This is a genomic window from Gemmobacter denitrificans, assembly GCF_036964905.1.
GTDB lineage: Bacteria > Pseudomonadota > Alphaproteobacteria > Rhodobacterales > Rhodobacteraceae > Gemmobacter > Gemmobacter denitrificans.
In genome coordinates this window covers 295,264-312,161 of the sequence record NZ_JBALHR010000002.1, presented here as the reverse complement: position 1 = coordinate 312,161, position 16,898 = coordinate 295,264, and the positions used below count along the sequence as shown (strand labels likewise).

Below are 16,898 nucleotides of genomic sequence, written 5' to 3'. Positions count from 1 at the left end.
CTTCACTATCGGCTGGCACAGGGCCGGACGGCCGCCATTTCCAACCCGAAGGAGCATTTGAAGATGCGGGCCACCAAGCAGGTGCAGAAGATCCTGAGCTATTACGAAGGCGAAAACGCCGGGGTGAAGGGCAACCTTTGCCGCATGCTGATGGAAGGCAAGCTGGGTGGCACCGGCAAGATGATCATCCTCCCGGTCGATCAGGGCTTTGAGCACGGCCCGGCGCGCAGCTTTGCGCCCAATCCGGCGGGCTATGACCCGCATTACCACTATCAGCTGGCGATTGATGCAGGGCTTTCGGCCTATGCCGCGCCGCTGGGGCCGCTGGAGGCAGGGGCTGACACCTTCGCGGGCCAGATCCCGACGATCCTGAAGGTGAACAGCGCCAACAGCCTGATGTCGGACACGGCAGGCAAGAACCAGGCGGTGACGGCAAGCGTGGACGATGCGCTGCGTCTGGGCTGCGCCGCCATCGGCTTCACCATCTATCCGGGCTCGGACATGGCTTTGGACATGTTCGAAGAGATCGTCGAGATGCGCAAGGAAGCGGCTTCCAAGGGTATCGCCACCGTGATTTGGTCCTATCCGCGCGGCGAGGCGGTGACCAAGGATGGCGAGACGGCGGTGGATGTGGCGGCCTATGCCGCGCATATCGCAGCACTGCTGGGTGCCCATATCATCAAAATCAAGCTTTCGACCGACCACCTGATGCAGCCCGAAGCCAAGAAGGTCTATGACAAGGAAAAGATCGACATTTCCGATCTGACCGCGCGGGTGAAGCATTGCGTGCAAGCCAGCTTCAATGGCCGCCGGATCATCGTGTTCTCGGGCGGTGCTGCCAAGGGCGCCGATGCGGTGTTTGATGACGCCCGCGCGATCCGCGACGGTGGCGGCAATGGCTCGATCATCGGGCGCAACAGCTTCCAGCGGAGCCGCGAGGATGCACTGGCCATGCTGGGCAAACTGGTCGATATCTACAAGGGCAAGGCCTGATTCAGGTCCTGACAAGCCATAAGACGGGCCGCCTCCAGGGGCGGCCCTTATGCGTTCTGCGACCGGCACCTGAACATGCTGCGGATTTCCGATTCCCAAGGTGATTCGGCTGTGGCATACTGGCCGAACCGCCCTCACCGATACGAAGGGCGGACGAGGCAGAGATACGCATGACCCCACACCGGCTTTCCATTGGCAGCCTGTTGATTTTCGCCCTTGCCCTGACGCTGGGGGGCTATTTCACCTTTGCCGCCGTGCAGGGCGATTATGGCGTGTTCCGCCGCGTGCAGATCAATGCCGAAGCCGAGGCGTTGCGCACCGAACGCGACCGGTTGCAGGCCGAGCTTGCAGAACTGCAGAACCGTACCCACCGATTGTCGGACGCCTATCTGGACATCGACCTGCTGGATGAACAGGTGCGCGATGTTCTGGGCTATATCCGCGCCGACGAACTGGTCATTCGCTGACATTTGATCGCCGCCCCCAAAGCAGGGGGAGGAGGCGATCATTCCGCAGATGCGTTGACCTTGCCCCCCGACACATTCCCAAGCGGCAACCTGTGCTGCAATGCAACCACATTTGCGGCGCTGCGGCGGAAGATTTTCTTGCTAAACGCCTTATTTCTCCGATACAGTGCAGATAGTTTAACGCTGAACTATTTCCCAAAGGGAGGGGCGCCGCATGGCCACCAGGAAGGTACCGGAGAGACCGAACGTCTCGAAAGAGGAACTTCTCAAATATTACCGCGAGATGCTGTTGATCCGGCGCTTCGAGGAAAAGGCGGGCCAGTTGTATGGCATGGGCCTGATCGGCGGCTTCTGCCACCTGTATATCGGGCAGGAAGCGGTGGTTGTGGGCCTTGAGGCCGCAGCAAAGGACGGCGACAAGCGCCTGACCTCTTACCGCGACCACGGCCATATGCTGGCCTGCGGCATGGACCCCAAGGGCGTGATGGCCGAACTGACCGGGCGCGAGGGGGGCTATTCCAAGGGCAAGGGCGGAAGCATGCACATGTTTTCGCGCGACAAACATTTCTATGGCGGCCACGGTATCGTGGGCGCGCAGGTGCCGCTGGGCGCGGGGTTGGCCTTCTCCGACTGGTACAAGGGCAATGACAACGTCACCTTCACCTATTTCGGCGATGGCGCGGCGAACCAGGGCCAGGTTTATGAAACCTACAACATGGCCGAGTTGTGGAACCTGCCGGTGATCTTCGTCATCGAAAACAACCAGTATGCCATGGGCACAAGCATGAAGCGGGCGACCAAATCGGTCACGCTTTATGGCCGGGGCGAGGCCTATGGCATTCCGGGCGAACAGGTGGACGGCATGGATGTTCTGGCCGTGAAGGCCGCCGCCGAAAAGGCCGTGGCGCATTGCCGCGCCGGCAAGGGCCCGTACATCCTTGAAATGATGACCTATCGTTACCGCGGCCACTCGATGTCGGACCCGGCGAAATACCGGACCCGCGAAGAAGTTGAAAAGATCAAGACCGAGAAGGACTGCATCGAACATGTGCGCGATCTGCTGACGCAGGGCGGCCTTGCATCGGATGACGAGCTGAAGGCGATCGACAAGGAGATCAAGGCCATCGTGAACGAGGCGGCCGAATTCTCCAAGGAAAGCCCCGAACCGCCGGTTTCGGAACTCTATACCGACATCTACGCCTGAGGAGAGAACGACATGGCAACCCAAGTACTCATGCCCGCGCTTTCTCCGACGATGGAGGAAGGCACACTGGCCAAATGGCTGGTGAAAGAAGGCGATGCGGTCAAATCCGGCCAGATCATCGCGGAAATCGAAACCGACAAGGCCACGATGGAATTCGAGGCCGTGGATGAAGGCATCATCGGCAAGCTGCTGGTGGCCGAGGGCACGGCGGGCGTGAAAGTGAACACGCCGATTGCAGTGCTGGTCGAGGAAGGCGAAAGCGCCGATGCGGCCCATGCACCCGTGGCGGCTGCGGCGGCCCCAGTTGCAGCAGCGGCCCCGGTCGCGGCTCAGGCCAAGGCGCCGGTGGCTGTGGTGTCCAAGGCTTCGGCCGATTGGGCGACCGGCACGCCGATGAAAACCATGACCGTGCGGGAAGCCCTGCGCGAGGCCATGGCCGAAGAAATGCGTGGCAATGGCAATGTGTTCCTGATGGGCGAGGAAGTGGGCGAATATCAGGGCGCCTACAAGATCAGCCAAGGCCTGCTGGATGAGTTCGGCCCCAAACGCGTGATCGACACGCCGATCACCGAGCATGGTTTTGCCGGGATCGCCGTGGGCGCGGCATGGGGTGGGTTGAACCCCATCGTCGAATTCATGACCTTCAACTTCGCCATGCAGGCGATTGACCATATCGTGAACTCGGCCGCCAAGACCAATTACATGTCGGGCGGTCAGCTGGGCTGCCCCATCGTGTTCCGGGGTCCGAACGGCGCCGCCGCCCGCGTGGGCGCGCAGCACAGCCAGGATTACGCGGCATGGTATGCGGCGCTGCCGGGCCTGAAAGTGGTGATGCCCTATTCGGCGGCGGATGCCAAAGGCCTGCTGAAGCAAGCCATCCGCGATCCGAACCCGGTGATCTTCCTTGAAAACGAGATCATGTATGGCAAATCGTTCGAAGTGCCGGACCTGCCCGATTTCACCATCCCCTTCGGGAAGGCGAAAATCTGGCGCGAGGGCACCGACGTGACCATCGTGAGCTTCGGCATCGGCATGACCTATGCGCTGGAGGCCGCTGACAAGCTGGCTGCCGAGGGCATCAGCGCCGAGGTGATCGACCTGCGCACCCTGCGCCCGCTGGATTACGACACGGTTCTGGCCTCGGTCATGAAGACCAATCGCTGCGTCACCGTGGAAGAGGGCTTCCCCGTCGGCTCCATCGGCAACCATCTGTCGGCAGTGATCATGGAACGCGCCTTCGATTATCTCGACGCGCCGGTGATCAACCTGTGCGGCAAGGACGTGCCGATGCCCTATGCGGCCAACCTTGAAAAGCTGGCGCTGGTGACGACTGCCGAAGTGGTCGAAGCCGTGAAATCCGTTTGCTATCGCTGAGGTGTGAAATGGCTATTCAAGTTCTGATGCCGGCCCTTTCTCCCACGATGGAGGAAGGCACCCTTGCCAAATGGTTGGTCAAGGAAGGCGATACGGTGAAATCCGGCCAGATTCTGGCCGAGATCGAGACCGACAAGGCCACGATGGAATTCGAGGCCGTGGATGAGGGCGTGATCGGCAAGATCCTGATCGCGGAAGGCACGGCGGGCGTTAAGGTGAACACGCCCATCGCGGTGCTGCTGGAGGATGGCGAGGATGCCTCGGCTGCCGCCAGCGCCCCGGCAGCGGCGGCGCCTGTCGCAGCAGCCCCCGTGGCGGCCGCTGCCCCGGCAGCGGCGGTTGCAGCAGCACCGGCGGCCCCGGCCTCGGGCGGCGCGCGGGTCTTTGCCTCACCGCTGGCCCGTCGCATCGCGGCGGAAAAGGGTCTGGATCTGACGGCGGTGAAGGGCACTGGCCCGCATGGCCGGATCGTCAAGGCCGATGTCGAGGGCGCGCAAGCCGCACCCAAGGCGGCGGCTCCGGTCGCGGCAGCGGCGGCCCCCGTGGCGGCAGCAGCGGCCCCGGCCCCTGCTGCAGCCCCTTCTGTTTCGGCAGATGCGGTCAAGAAGCTTTATGCCGACCGCGAATATACCGAAATGCCGCTGGATGGCATGCGCCGCACCATCGCCGCGCGCCTGACGGAAGCGAAGCAAACCATCCCGCATTTCTATCTGCGCCGCGAAGTGCAGCTGGATACGCTGATGGCCTTCCGCGAGCAGCTGAACAAATCGCTGGAAGGGCGTGGCGTGAAGCTGTCGGTCAATGACTTCATCATCAAGGCCTGCGCGCTGGCCTTGCAGAAGGTGCCGGATTGCAACGCCGTCTGGGCGGGCGACCGGGTGCTGAAGATGAAGCCGTCAGATGTGGCGGTGGCCGTGGCCATCGAGGGCGGGCTGTTCACGCCCGTTCTTAAGGATGCCGACAAGAAGTCGCTTTCGGCCCTGTCGGCCGAGATGAAGGATCTGGCAGGCCGCGCCAAGACCAAGAAGCTCGCCCCGCATGAATATCAGGGTGGCAGCTTCGCGATCTCCAACCTCGGGATGATGGGGGTGGAGAATTTCGACGCCGTGATCAACCCGCCGCATGGCTCGATCCTGGCCGTGGGCGCGGGCGTGAAGAAGCCGGTGGTGAACAAGGCGGGCGAGATCGTGGTGGCCACCATGATGTCGATGACCCTGTCGGTGGATCACCGGGTGATCGACGGCGCGCTGGGTGCCGAATTCCTGAAGGCGATCATCGAAGGGTTGGAAAACCCGATGATGATGCTGGCCTAAGGGTTTGAAACAGAGGCCCCCGGCGGAAAGCGCCGGGGGTCTTGCCCCCAGTCCCCCGAGGATATTCGATACCACGATATAGGCGGATTCAGGTACATACTGCCCCATGACCCGCTGATCCGAAAGGTGTCAGCAACGCTGCCGCCCTGTCGCGGCGGTCATCGAAACGCCAGCCGAACGCTTAGTCAGGCTAGACAACCTGATCCATGGTCAGCGACGGGGTCGCGCAGCCTGCCTCGCCCACCACACGGGCCGGAACACCCGCGACGGTCTTGCAGGGCGGCACATCCTGCAGCACCACCGAACCGGCAGCGATGCGGGTGCAATGGCCGATATGGATATTCCCCAGCACCTTGGCCCCCGCCCCGATCAGCACACCATTGCCAATCTTGGGGTGACGGTCGCCATCTTCCTTGCCGGTGCCGCCAAGCGTCACCGAATGCAGCATGGAGACATTGTCGCCCACAACCGCCGTTTCCCCGATCACGATGGAATGGGCATGATCAATCATGATCCCGCGCCCGATGCGGGCGGCGGGGTGAATATCGACGCCGAACACCTCGGACACGCGCATCTGAACGAAATAGGCCATGTCGAACCGGCCTTGCTGCCACAGCCAATGCCCGATGCGATAGGCCTGCACAGCCTGAAATCCCTTGAAGAACAGGATGGGCTGCAGATAGCGATGGCATGCCGGATCGCGTTCGAACACGGCTGTCACGTCAGCGCGGGCGGCGTGCCCAAGGCTTGGATCGCTGGCATGGGCCTCGTCGGCGATCTCGCGCAGGATCTGTTCGCTCATCTCGCCCGAGGCGAGTTTCAGCGAAAAGCGATAGGCCAGAGCGCGTTCCAGGCTGGGATGGTGCAGGATGCTGGAATGAACCAGCCCCCCCAGCAGCGGTTCCGTGCCAATGGCAGCAACCGCCTCGTCGCAGATGCGCGACCAGACCGGATCGATCGTCGAAAGCTTGGGGCGGGTATCGGCCATGGCTGCAGTCTCCGGAACAGTTCTTGACCAGACTATAGCGCAATTGCCCGGCCATGCCACCACCCGCAACGGAGGATTGCATCGGCGATCCATGCGAATCCGATTGCCTTCGCGGCATATTTTGATCAAATACTGCTGGCCAAGCAGACCTTCCGGGCCAGAGAGGACCAGACCCATGAAAAACACCGAAGTGGCCAAGCGCCGGGACGAGGCGATTTCGCGCGGCGTTGGCATGCAAACGCAGATCTATGCCGATCGCGCACTGAATGCCGAGATCTGGGATATCGAAGGCAACCGCTACATCGATTTTGCGGCGGGTATCGCCGTGGTGAACACGGGCCATTGCCATCCGCGTGTGATGGCCGCCGTGACCGAACAGATGGGCCGTTTCACCCATACCTGCCATCAGGTTCTGCCTTACGAGAATTACATCCGTCTGGCCGAACGGCTCAATGACAAGGTGCCGGGCGATTTCCGCAAGAAGACCATCTTCGTCACCACCGGTGCCGAGGCCTGCGAAAACGCGATCAAGATTGCCCGCGTGGCCACCGGTCGGAACGCCGTCATCGCTTTCGGAGGCGGCTTTCATGGCCGGACCTTCATGGGCATGTCGCTGACTGGCAAGGTAGAACCCTACAAGAAGGGCTTCGGGGCCATGATGCCCGATGTCTTTCATGTGCCCTTCCCGCAGGATGTGCATGGCATCTCGACCGCCGATGCGATGGCGGGGATTGAAAAACTGTTCAAGGCCGACCTCGATCCGGCCCGCGTGGCAGCGATCATCCTTGAACCGGTGCAGGGCGAAGGCGGGTTCTATCCGGCCCCGGCAGAACTGGTGAAGGGTATCCGCGCGCTGTGTGATGCCCATGGGATCGTGATGATTGCCGATGAGGTGCAGACCGGCTTTGCCCGCACCGGCCATCTCTTTGCGATGGAGGCCTATGGCGTGGCGGCCGATCTGACGACCATGGCCAAGGGGCTGGCGGGCGGGCTGCCGCTGGCGGCGGTCACTGGCCGGGCCGATCTGATGGATGCGGCCAATCCGGGCGGGCTGGGTGGCACTTATGCGGGCAACCCGTTGGGCATTGCCGCCGCCCATGCGGTGCTGGATGTGATCGAGGATGAAGACCTTTGCGCCCGGGCCAATGAACTGGGCTCGCGGCTGAAACAGAAGCTGGAGGCGATCCGCGCCACCACGCCGGAAATCAGCGATATCCGCGGCCCGGGCTTCATGGTGGCGGTGGAATTTGCCAATCCCTCCACCCATGCCCCCGATGCGGCCTTTACCGGTCGGGTCCGGGTCGAGGCGTTGAAGCGTGGGCTGATCCTGCTGACCTGCGGCGTTTATGGCAATGTGGTGCGCTTCCTGGCGCCCATCACCATCCCCGAGGCGCATTTCACCGAGGCGCTTGGCATTCTGGAGGAGGCCGTCGCCGCCGCGCGCCAGGGCTGAGCGCGCTGCACGATGTCTGACCTATCGGAAGGGGGGCCTCTGCCCCCCTTTCTTTTGCCGGTCAGATCGGCATTGCGGGACAGCGGGCGCGGCGCTATTCCCCGGCCATGGATCAGGGGATCACATTTCAGGATGTCACCTATCGGCGGCAGGATCGGTTGATCCTGCGCGGGATCAGCCTGTCGCTGACCGCGCGGCGGATTGGCGTGATAGGGCGGAATGGATCGGGCAAGACCACGCTGCTGCGGCTGATGGCGGGGCTGGTTGCGCCCAGTTCCGGGCAGATCCGGCTGGACGGGCTGGACCCGGCGGCGGATCGGCGGGCCATGCTGGATCGTGTCGGCATCCTGTTCCAGAACCCCGATCACCAGATCCTGTTTCCCACGGTCGAAGAAGAACTGGCCTTCGGCCTGCGCCAGCAGGGCGCATCGGCGACAGAGGCGGCGGCTGAGGTGGCCACACTGTTGCAGGCCGAGGGGCGCAGCCATTGGGCCAAGGCCCTGGTTGCCAGCCTGAGCCATGGCCAGAAACAATGGCTGTGCCTGATGGCGGTCTTGCTGATGCGCCCGGCCACGCTGCTGCTGGATGAACCTTTCGCCGCGCTCGATCTGCCCACGCAGGCGCGTCTGGCCCGCCGACTGGCTGTCTTGCCGCAGCGGATTGTCACCATCAGCCATGACCCTGACGCGGTCGCCGCTGCCGATCATCTGGTCTGGATCGAGGGCGGGGAAGTTGCGCGGCAGGGCCGGCCCGCAGATGTATTGCCCGCCTTCCGCGCGGAAATGGCGCGGCTGGGGGATGCCGATGCTGACACTGATCTCTCCCACTGAAACACCGCTGCATCGCATGCCTGCCTGCCTGAAGCTGGGTGCGGTGGCGGCGGGCACCGTTCTGGCGCTGCGGGTAACCAGCCTGCCTGGCACGGCGGGGCTGCTGGCGGGGCTGGGGCTGACGCTGCTTGCCCTTGGGCCGGGTTTCGCGCGGCAGGCCGGGCAGCACCTGCTGGCGCTATGGCCAGTGGTGGCGATCATCCTGATCTGGCACGGCTGGAGCGGGCATTGGACCGCAGGTGCCGTTGTGGCGGGCCGCATGGTCTTTGCCATCGGGCTTGCCACGCTGATGACCATGACCACGCGCCTTGCCGATCTGCTGGCGCTTGCCGAACGCGGGCTGGCACCACTAGCCCGGCTGGGGATGAACCCGCGCGCCATCGCCCTGGCCATGGCACTGGTGATCCGCTTCACCCCGGTTCTGCTGGACAAGGCTGCTGCATTGCGGCAAGCGTGGCAGGCGCGCAGCCCGAAACGGCCGCGTACAGCAATCGCGCTGCCGCTTGCGCTGGCCGCGCTGGATGATGCCGATCATGTCGCCGAGGCCCTGCGCGCGCGGGGCGGGCTGTGAAGGAGACCCCATGGAACGCAACCTGACCCATATTGCGCTGTTCGCAGCCTTGATTGCCGTGCTGAGCCTTGTGCCCAAGATCGACCTGATTTCAGGCGTGCCGATCACCGCGCAATCGCTGGGCATCATGCTGTGCGGCACGGTGCTGGGGGCCAAGCGTGGTGCGGCAGCGGTCCTGCTGTTTCTGGCCCTTGTGGCGCTTGGTCTGCCGCTGCTGTCGGGCGGGCGCGGCGGCATCGGCGTCTTCATGGGGCCTTCGGTCGGCTATCTGGTCGGCTTTCCGGTTGCGGCCTTTGTCGCCGGGTTGGTGGTCGAGCGCTGGCGGGCCCCAATTGGTGTAGCCGCCTTTGCAGGGGCCGTGCTGGGCGGTATCCTGCTCTTGTCGGCCTTTGGCATCGTAGGCCTGCGTGCCTATTCGGTGCTGATCGCCGAAGGTGTCGCAGATGCCAAGACCTTCACCTGGGTGCAGGCCGTGGCCGCCGCCACGCCCTTCCTGATCGGGGACACGATCAAGGCGGTTCTGGCGGGCGCGATCACCCAAAGCCTTGCCCGGCTGCGCCCGGATTCTGTGCTGTCGCGCGCCTAAGGCGCCAGCAGCAACGCCGCGCCAATCCCCCCGGCCGCTGCGATGGCGGCAAGGCCGGGGCCCGTCTGCAGATCGTGAAACAGCCGCGCGACCAGCACTGCGCCCGAGGCCCCGATCGGATGGCCCCGCGCCAGCGCACCGCCCTTGGTGTTCACCCGGTCAAGCGGCAGATCACAGGCCTGGATGCAGGCCAGCGCTTGCACCGCATAGGCCTCCATCAATTCTATTGCCTGCAGATCACCGGGAACGAGCCCCCCTTTTGCCAGAACGGCGCGGATGGCAGGCAGGGGCGACAGGCCCGGCTCGTCCGGGGCTGCCCCCAGGGTGGCCTGTGCCACCACACGCAGGCTGCGCGTTGCCCGTGCGGCGATGGCCGGGCTGACCACCAGCGCAAAGGCCGCCCCATCAGCGGCAACCGCCGCTGTCGCCGTCGTCACGCTTCCCGCCAGCACCTTGGCCCGCGCCGCCACTGCCGGTGTCAGATGGCGGGCAAAGCCGTCGCGCCCCTGCCCCAGCACCGGCACAATCTCGGGAAGGTCTGCCGCCAAGGCCCGTGCATGGCTGCGGATCGCCCAGTCCTCTTGCGCGTCCCTGGAAATCGCCAGCCGATCGGCCAGGACGGCAGCGGCCTTGGTCATATCGGGATCGCGCTCTGGCCATGGCGTGAAGGGCGGCTGGTCATAGGGCTGCGGGGGCTGCCCCGGCACCACTGCCAGCCGCAAGGGACGGCGGCTATAGCTTTCCGCCCCGCCCGCCAGCACAACCTCGGCCTGGCCTGCAGACACGAGTGCCGTCGCCAGCCCGATGGCATCGATCCCGCCCGCACATTGCCGGTCAATGCTCAGCCCCGCCACCCGCTCGGGCAGACCTGCGGCCAGGGCCACCAGCCGGGCCGGGTTGCCCCCGGCCCCAAGCGCGTTGGACAGGACCAATTCATCCACCCGATCCGTCGCGATACCCGCATCCGCCAGCACGGCATGAATGACCGGTGCGGCCAGATCATGCGGTGCCAAGGCAGCAAAGGCCCCTGCACGCGGCATGACCGGGCTGCGCCGGGCAGCGATGATGAAGGCCGTCATCCGACACACCGCGCCAAAGCCGCCAGATCGGTCTTGCCCGAAGGCAATTCGGGCCAGTCGGTCAGCCAATGCACCCGGCGCGGGCAGGCCAAGGCCCCGACCTCTGCGCGCAGGGCCGCCAGAAGCGCGGACTCCTGATCGGGATTGCCGATCACAAAGGCTTCAAGCACAGCGCCGCGCAGCGGGTCGGGTCGTGGCACCACGGCGGCGCGGCGGATGCCCGGCTGGGCCAGCAGCGCGGCTTCGACCGCTTCCGGAAACACGGCCTGATCGGCGATCTTCACCATCCGCGCCGCACGGCCCTGCAGGATCAACTGCCCGGCACGCAGAACCCCGAATTCCCCTGTATCATGCCAGCCATCCGGCCCCGCCACCCCTTCGGCCAGATAGGGAGAGCGGACCTGAACCCGCCCCGCATCGAAGCGCAGCGCAACCCCCGGATAGGGACGGCCCACGCTGTCGGGCGGTGTGGCGGATTCGGACAGGGTGATGAAGCTGGCCTCGGCCGCGCCATAGAATTCGGTCACCTGCGCGCCGGTCATGCCGGCCAGCGCAGCACGCAGGCCGGGATCGAGCTTTGATCCACCCACCACCACCTGCGCCAACTGCGGCAGATCAGGGCCGCGCGCCTCGGTCAGCAGGCGCAACTGGGCGGGCGTGGCATATAGCACCCCCACCCTGCGTGCCGCCAAGGCCGCGCGCTGCGCACCGGGACGCAATCCCGCCAGCAGATGCAGATCGGCCCCCAGATGCAGCGCCTCGATGCTGGCATAAAGCGCCAGCGAATGGATCAGCCCGCCCAGCACCGCCACACCCTGCCCCGGCCCGATGCCAAACAGCGCGGCATTGATGGTGAAGGACGCAACCCAACTGGCTTGCGTGCGGCGGATCCGCTTGGGCGCCCCCGTCGTGCCACCGCTGAGCGTTTCCAGCATGGGCGTCGGCCCCGGCAGTGGCGCGGGCAGTTCAGGCAGGCCTATGCGAAATGCCGCCGCCCCCATGGCAGACATCAGGGCACCCACCGGCATATCGGGGGCAACCGCGCCACCCTGCCCAACCGCGCCCGGAACGCCTGTCACTTGCCCTGCCGCATCAAGGGCGCGCGCCGCCGGATGCCAGCGAAAGCCGGTCATCCCCCCTTGGCCAGCAGAGTGGCCACCCGCCGCAAGGCCAGCAGATATCCGTCGGTCCCGCAACCTGCGATCACCCCATCGGCGCGCAAGGACACATAGGAGTGGTGCCGGAAGCTTTCACGCTTGTGGACGTTGGAGATATGCACCTCGATCACCGGGCCTTCAAAGGCATGCAGCGCGTCCAGAATGGCCACCGAGGTATGGGTATAGGCCGCCGGGTTGATGACGATGGCCGAGGCTGCGTCCCGCGCCTCGTGGATCATCTCGACCAGCGCGCCTTCGTGATTGCTTTGCCGGAAATCGATGCCGAGCCCCAGGTCATCCGCCAAGGCCGCGCAACGAGCCGCCACATCGGCCAGCGTCTCTGCGCCATAGATTTCAGGCTGTCGCAGCCCCAGCAGGTTCAGGTTCGGCCCGTTCAGGACGAAGATCGGTTTCATGGCGTGCCCCCTCCGGCAGGACTGCCGGCACGATAGCGGTTTCCCCCGCGACAGCAAGACCGGCGCGGCGTTGCTTGATCCGTTCACCCACCGCCACGATAGCCCGGATGGCGGGCAAAAGGTCCTGGCCGAAATCGGTCAACCCATATTCCACCGATGGCGGCGAGGTCGGCATCACCTGACGCCGGATCACGCCATCCTCTTCCAACTCGCGCAGGCGGCGCGTCAGAACCCGTGCGGTGACCGGGCGCAGATCGCCCTTCAATTCCGAAAAACGGCGCGGGCCTGCGGCCAGATACCACAGGATATTTGGCGTCCAGGCCCCACCGATCAGCGTGAGACAATCGCCAAGCGCACAGGTTTCGGGTGGCGGCTGGCTGCGGTTCTTGCGGACACGAAGCGACATGAAACCCTCTTGAACAGGATATCCAGTATCCCGGCAGATACCCGGAAATGCAAGTATCATATGGATACCATCTATACCTGTACAACCAAACTCCCCATTCTCGGCTCTGCGGGCCGAACTGGTGCCCGACATGAGACAAAGGATGACGGAATGAAAATCGCGGTGATCTATCATTCGGGCTACGGCCATACCCGGGTTCAAGCCGAGGCCGTGGCGCGCGGCGCCAGCCTTCCGGGCGTCGAGGTGCGGCTGGTCGCGGTGGAAGATATCGAGGCGCAGTGGGATTTTCTTGATGCGGCGCAAGCGCTGATCTTCGGCACGCCCACCTACATGGCCGGGCCTTCTGCCGCGTTCAAGGCCTTCATGGATGCGACATCCGGGCGGTGGGCCGATCAGCGCTGGAAGGACAAGATCGGAGCCGGTTTCACCAACTCGGCCGGAATGAACGGCGACAAGCTGGCCGTTCTGCAGATGCTGTCGCTGTTTGCCATGCAGCACGGGATGGTCTGGGTTGGCCTAGGGCTTCTGCCCGGCAATCACACCAGCCAGGGTTCGCCCGAGGATCTGAACCGTCTGGCAGGTTTTCTCGGGGCAATGGCGCAATCGAATGCCGATGTCGGCCCCGAACAGGCCCCGCCCCGCGCCGACCGTGAGACCGCCGCCCATCTGGGCCGACGCGTGGCCGAGGCCGCGCTGCGCTGGTCACCCGACGCGAGGGCTGCATGATGCCCTCGCACAGCGCTCCGGCAGATGCGCGCAGCCTTGCCGAGATTTCGGCGGTGCTAGGCACCTATTTCGACGGGCTATACCGCAGCGATACCGAACGGCTGGCCCGGGTCTTTCACCCGGCAGCCACCTATGCCTGCGCCAGTGATGGAACGCTGCTGATCCGGACGATGGCCGAGTATCTGCCGATCGTCGCCGCCCGCCCTGCCCCGGCTGACAGCAACCTGCCGCGGCAGGATCGGATCATCGGAATAGAACTGGCCGGGCCGGTCACCGCACTGGCCCGCGTTGAATGCGCCATCGCGCCGCATGGCTTCATCGACCTGCTGACCCTGATCCGGATCGACGGCCGCTGGCAGATCATCGCCAAGGTCTTTCACCGTTACACACTGACCGACTGAACGAGCCCCTCATGCCATATGTGAACATCAAGGTGACCCGCGAAGGCGTAACCCCCGAACAGAAGGCCCGGCTGATTGCAGGCGTCACGAATGTGTTGGTCGATGTGCTGAACAAGTCGCCCGCCACGACGTTTGTCGTCATTGACGAAGTGGCGCTGGAAGATTGGGGCATCGGCGGAGTGCCGGTGACCGAATTCCGGCGCCAGCAAGCCGCAGGTGGCTAGATCCTGCGCTGCAGTGGCCGATCTGACAATGATCGTTCGGGGGGCGAGATCACTTCTGCCCCCCGGCGCTGTGCACAGGCTGCGCGAAATGTGACTGCGCCTGACGCAATCGTGATGTAGCAACCCCGCCCCGCCGCGCGAAATGGAATGTGACAGCGCAGCAAGCGAGGCCCCCATGGCACAGAACAACCGCACCACCCGGACCTTTGGTCTTCAGCCCGCCGATGTGACCCCACGCGCGCTCTGGCTCAACCGGCGGTCGCTTTTGGCCGGGATGGGGGCCATTGCGTTGACAGCAGGCCGGCCTGCCCAGGCCGCTGGCCCCTACAGCACCGATCTGCCGCCGAATTCCCTGGAAGACATCACCTCTTACAACAACTTCTATGAATTCGGATTTGGCAAGGAAGACCCGGCCCGGCTGGCAGGCGGGCTGACCACCAGCCCCTGGGCCGTGCAGATCGACGGGCTGGTCGAACGCCCCGGCACCTATGCGCTGGAAGACCTGCTGGCGGGGCTGACAATCGAGGACCGCATCTACCGCTTCCGCTGTGTCGAGGCCTGGTCGATGGTCATTCCGTGGAACGGGGTGCCGCTGGCGGCGATCCTTGACAAGGTCGGCGTGCAATCGGGCGCACGGTTCGTGGCCTTTGAATCGCTGGCACGCCCCGAAGAAATGCCGGGTGTGGCAGCTGGATTGCTGAATTTCCCCTATCGCGAAGGGCTGCGGCTGGACGAGGCGATGCATCCGCTGACCCTGATGGCCACCGGACTTTATGGCGAAACCCTGCCCAATCAGAATGGCGCGCCCTTGCGGCTCGTGGTGCCATGGAAATACGGGTTCAAATCGGCGAAATCGCTGGTCCGCATCACGCTGACCGACACCCAGCCCACCACCACATGGCAGGGCCTGCAACCCGCCGAATATGGGTTCTATGCCAATGTGAACCCGAAGGTCGATCACCCGCGCTGGTCGCAGGCGTCCGAGCGGCGGGTGGGCGGCGGGCTGTTCGCGCCGCGCGTCGATACGCTGATGTTCAACGGATATGAGGAGTTCGTGGCCGATCTCTACAAAGGGCAGGATCTGGCGGTGGATTACTGATGGACAGGGTCAACCACGGCCTGCGCCGTATTCCGCCCGGTGCGATTTATCTGCTGGGCGCAATCCCGGCGGCGGTTCTGATCTGGCAGGCCCTGACCGGGGGGCTTGGTGTCGATCCGGTGAAGGTGCTGGAACACCGGCTGGGGGAATGGGCGTTGCAGTTTCTGGTGGCGGGGCTGGCCATCACCCCGCTGCGCCGCCTGACCGGTTTGAACCTGATCCGTTTTCGCCGCGCCATCGGGCTCTTGGCCTTTGCCTATGCCAGCCTGCATCTGGCGGTCTGGTTGGCGCTGGATCTGCAGTTCCGCTGGGCCGAGATCGCCGCCGATCTGTTGAAGCGGCCCTATATCATTCTGGGCATGCTGGCCTTTGTGTTGCTGCTGCCGCTGGCTGCAACCTCGAACAACACTTCGGTCCGCAAGCTGGGGGCCGATTGGCGGCGGTTGCACCTGCTGACCTATCCCGCCGTACTGCTGGCGGCGCTGCATTTCGTCTGGCTGACCAAGGCCTGGGCCTTGGAACCGCTGATCTATCTGGTGGCGACCATCGGTCTGCTGATGCTGCGCGGCGGCTGGCAACTGCGGCGCATGGCCTGAACGCACACAAGGAAAAAGCGCCCGGCCCCCTCCTCTGGGGTCGGGCGCAAGTTTGCCGGAATGGTCGGTCAGGCGACCTTTTCCAGCGCCACCTCGGGAGTGATGTCAAGCGCGTGGCAAACGTCGCGCGTCAGATGCGGGCGGTTCAGGGTGTAGAAATGCAGATCCTCCACCCCTTCGGAAATCAGCGTGTCGCACAGTTCGGTGCAGAGCGCGACCGACAGCAGGTCTTCGCGCCCGTCGCGCTTGGCCACAGTAAAGGCATCATCCAGCCATTGCGGCACCTGCGCACCGCAGCGGGCCGCGAATTTCTTGACGCCTGCAAAATTTTCAATCGGCAGGATGCCGGGGATGATCGGGGCCGTGATGCCTTCCTTCGCGCAAAGATCGCGGAAACGCAGGAAGGTTTCGGGTTCGAAAAAGAACTGGGTCAGCGCGGCACTGGCACCGGCATCAATCTTGCGTTTCAGCCAGCGCACATCCTGCAGCGTATCGGCGGCATCGGGGTGCGGTTCGGGATAGGCCCCGACGCGCAGGGTGAACTTGCCGGTAGCAGCCAGCGCCTCGATCAGGTCCACGCTATGGGCAAAGCCATCAGGATGGGGAGTGAAGCGGGCGGCACCCTTGGGCGCATCGCCGCGCAGGGCCACGATATCGGTGATCCCCGCCTCGGCATAGGCATTGGCGATCTCCAGCGTTTCGGCCCGGGTCGCGTCAACGCAGGTCAGATGCGCCGCGACCCGCAGCCCGGTATTCTTGGCAATCGTCGTGACCGCATCCTGCGTCAGCTTGCGGGTGGTGCCGCCCGCGCCATAGGTGACCGACACGAATTCCGGTGCCAGCGGCGCCAGCATCTGCACCGTTTCCCACAGCTTGAACGACGCATCGAGCGTCTGGGGCGGGAAGAATTCGAACGAGATGCGCGGTGCAGTCATGGGTCGGCTCCTGTTTCCGATGCCCTCTTGTGCCGGAAATCCGCATGTGAGACAAATTCATAATTCTCAAGATCAACATG

At 64.4% G+C, this 16,898-nt stretch carries 20 protein-coding genes; 14 read left to right on the top strand and 6 right to left on the bottom strand.

All coding sequences use genetic code 11. The features are described from left to right. Nucleotides 1-63: 63 nt before the first annotated feature. The 5 genes from V6590_RS04665 to V6590_RS04645 all read left to right on the top strand — a co-directional run bounded on the left by V6590_RS04665 (nt 64) and on the right by V6590_RS04645 (nt 5,351). Nucleotides 64-993: a class I fructose-bisphosphate aldolase gene (locus V6590_RS04665; RefSeq protein WP_335420271.1), complete on the top strand. Its 930-nt coding sequence runs from the start codon at nt 64-66 to the stop codon at nt 991-993. 170 nt (nt 994-1,163) lie between these two features. Further along, nucleotides 1,164-1,460, top strand: coding sequence for an FtsB family cell division protein (locus V6590_RS04660; protein WP_335420268.1), 297 nt, complete (start codon nt 1,164-1,166; stop codon nt 1,458-1,460). Nucleotides 1,461-1,674: 214 nt separating this feature from the next. After that, nucleotides 1,675-2,664 carry a pyruvate dehydrogenase (acetyl-transferring) E1 component subunit alpha gene (pdhA, locus tag V6590_RS04655; protein ID WP_335420264.1) on the top strand — a complete coding sequence of 330 codons (990 nt, stop codon included), beginning with the start codon at nt 1,675-1,677 and terminating at the stop codon, nt 2,662-2,664. Nucleotides 2,665-2,676: 12 nt separating this feature from the next. After that, complete coding sequence (locus V6590_RS04650; RefSeq protein ID WP_335420262.1) at nt 2,677-4,038, top strand: pyruvate dehydrogenase complex E1 component subunit beta; 1,362 nt, start codon at nt 2,677-2,679, stop codon at nt 4,036-4,038. Between the two features lie 8 nt (nt 4,039-4,046). Next, complete coding sequence (locus tag V6590_RS04645) at nt 4,047-5,351, top strand: pyruvate dehydrogenase complex dihydrolipoamide acetyltransferase (RefSeq protein ID WP_335420259.1); 1,305 nt, start codon at nt 4,047-4,049, stop codon at nt 5,349-5,351. A 190-nt stretch (nt 5,352-5,541) separates the two neighbouring features. Here the strand turns inward: V6590_RS04645 and cysE are convergent, their stop codons facing one another. Further along, on the bottom strand, nt 5,542-6,339 hold the full coding sequence (gene cysE / locus V6590_RS04640; protein WP_335420256.1) for a serine O-acetyltransferase: 798 nt from the start codon (nt 6,337-6,339) through the stop codon (nt 5,542-5,544). Nucleotides 6,340-6,514: 175 nt separating this feature from the next. Here cysE and V6590_RS04635 point away from each other — a divergent pair, with 175 nt between their 5' ends. The 4 genes from V6590_RS04635 to V6590_RS04620 all read left to right on the top strand — a co-directional run bounded on the left by V6590_RS04635 (nt 6,515) and on the right by V6590_RS04620 (nt 9,779). Beyond that, entirely contained in the window at nt 6,515-7,792 is a 1,278-nt protein-coding gene (locus V6590_RS04635; protein ID WP_335420253.1) for a 4-aminobutyrate--2-oxoglutarate transaminase, read from the top strand. A 107-nt stretch (nt 7,793-7,899) separates the two neighbouring features. Beyond that, nucleotides 7,900-8,622 (top strand): energy-coupling factor ABC transporter ATP-binding protein, encoded by a 723-nt coding sequence (locus V6590_RS04630; RefSeq protein WP_335420250.1) that lies wholly within the window; start codon nt 7,900-7,902, stop codon nt 8,620-8,622. After that, nucleotides 8,597-9,193 carry a CbiQ family ECF transporter T component gene (locus V6590_RS04625; RefSeq protein WP_335420248.1) on the top strand — a complete coding sequence of 199 codons (597 nt, stop codon included), beginning with the start codon at nt 8,597-8,599 and terminating at the stop codon, nt 9,191-9,193. Before V6590_RS04630 ends, V6590_RS04625 begins: the two co-directional genes overlap by 26 nt. Before the next feature lie 10 nt (nt 9,194-9,203). Beyond that, on the top strand, nt 9,204-9,779 hold the full coding sequence (locus tag V6590_RS04620) for a biotin transporter BioY (protein WP_335420243.1): 576 nt from the start codon (nt 9,204-9,206) through the stop codon (nt 9,777-9,779). Here the strand turns inward: V6590_RS04620 and V6590_RS04615 are convergent. From V6590_RS04615 to V6590_RS04600, 4 genes are read right to left on the bottom strand one after another with little or no spacing between them, the layout of a single operon-like run. Further along, nucleotides 9,776-10,858, bottom strand: a complete 1,083-nt coding sequence (locus V6590_RS04615; RefSeq protein ID WP_335420241.1) for an acetyl-CoA C-acyltransferase — start codon at nt 10,856-10,858, stop codon at nt 9,776-9,778. The genes V6590_RS04620 and V6590_RS04615 overlap by 4 nt on opposite strands. Next, the gene (locus V6590_RS04610; protein ID WP_335420238.1) at nt 10,855-11,991 is read right to left on the bottom strand and encodes an AMP-binding protein; all 1,137 of its coding nucleotides are present in this window, start codon (nt 11,989-11,991) and stop codon (nt 10,855-10,857) included. The genes V6590_RS04615 and V6590_RS04610 overlap by 4 nt, the downstream gene beginning before the upstream one ends. After that, nucleotides 11,988-12,431: a type II 3-dehydroquinate dehydratase gene (gene aroQ / locus V6590_RS04605; protein WP_335420235.1), complete on the bottom strand. Its 444-nt coding sequence runs from the start codon at nt 12,429-12,431 to the stop codon at nt 11,988-11,990. The genes V6590_RS04610 and aroQ overlap by 4 nt, the downstream gene beginning before the upstream one ends. Then, entirely contained in the window at nt 12,370-12,837 is a 468-nt protein-coding gene (locus V6590_RS04600) for a winged helix-turn-helix transcriptional regulator (protein WP_335420232.1), read from the bottom strand. Before V6590_RS04600 ends, aroQ begins: the two co-directional genes overlap by 62 nt. 150 nt (nt 12,838-12,987) lie before the next feature. On the opposite strand from V6590_RS04600, the gene V6590_RS04595 reads away from it, so the two are divergent. The 5 genes from V6590_RS04595 to msrQ all read left to right on the top strand — a co-directional run bounded on the left by V6590_RS04595 (nt 12,988) and on the right by msrQ (nt 15,883). Further along, on the top strand, nt 12,988-13,563 hold the full coding sequence (locus V6590_RS04595) for a flavodoxin family protein (RefSeq protein ID WP_335420229.1): 576 nt from the start codon (nt 12,988-12,990) through the stop codon (nt 13,561-13,563). Next, nucleotides 13,563-13,964, top strand: a complete 402-nt coding sequence (locus tag V6590_RS04590) for a nuclear transport factor 2 family protein (protein WP_335420227.1) — start codon at nt 13,563-13,565, stop codon at nt 13,962-13,964. The genes V6590_RS04595 and V6590_RS04590 overlap by 1 nt, the downstream gene beginning before the upstream one ends. 11 nt (nt 13,965-13,975) lie before the next feature. After that, nucleotides 13,976-14,188 (top strand): tautomerase family protein, encoded by a 213-nt coding sequence (locus tag V6590_RS04585; protein ID WP_335420224.1) that lies wholly within the window; start codon nt 13,976-13,978, stop codon nt 14,186-14,188. 175 nt (nt 14,189-14,363) lie between these two features. Continuing rightward, nucleotides 14,364-15,287 (top strand): protein-methionine-sulfoxide reductase catalytic subunit MsrP, encoded by a 924-nt coding sequence (msrP, locus tag V6590_RS04580; protein ID WP_335420221.1) that lies wholly within the window; start codon nt 14,364-14,366, stop codon nt 15,285-15,287. Continuing rightward, nucleotides 15,287-15,883 (top strand): protein-methionine-sulfoxide reductase heme-binding subunit MsrQ, encoded by a 597-nt coding sequence (gene msrQ, locus V6590_RS04575; RefSeq protein ID WP_335420218.1) that lies wholly within the window; start codon nt 15,287-15,289, stop codon nt 15,881-15,883. Before msrP ends, msrQ begins: the two co-directional genes overlap by 1 nt. 68 nt (nt 15,884-15,951) lie before the next feature. On the opposite strand, the gene metF is transcribed toward msrQ, so the two are convergent. After that, a complete protein-coding gene (metF, locus tag V6590_RS04570) occupies nt 15,952-16,818 on the bottom strand; it encodes a methylenetetrahydrofolate reductase [NAD(P)H] (protein WP_335420213.1) in 867 nt (288 codons plus the stop codon). Nucleotides 16,819-16,898: the final 80 nt, after the last annotated feature.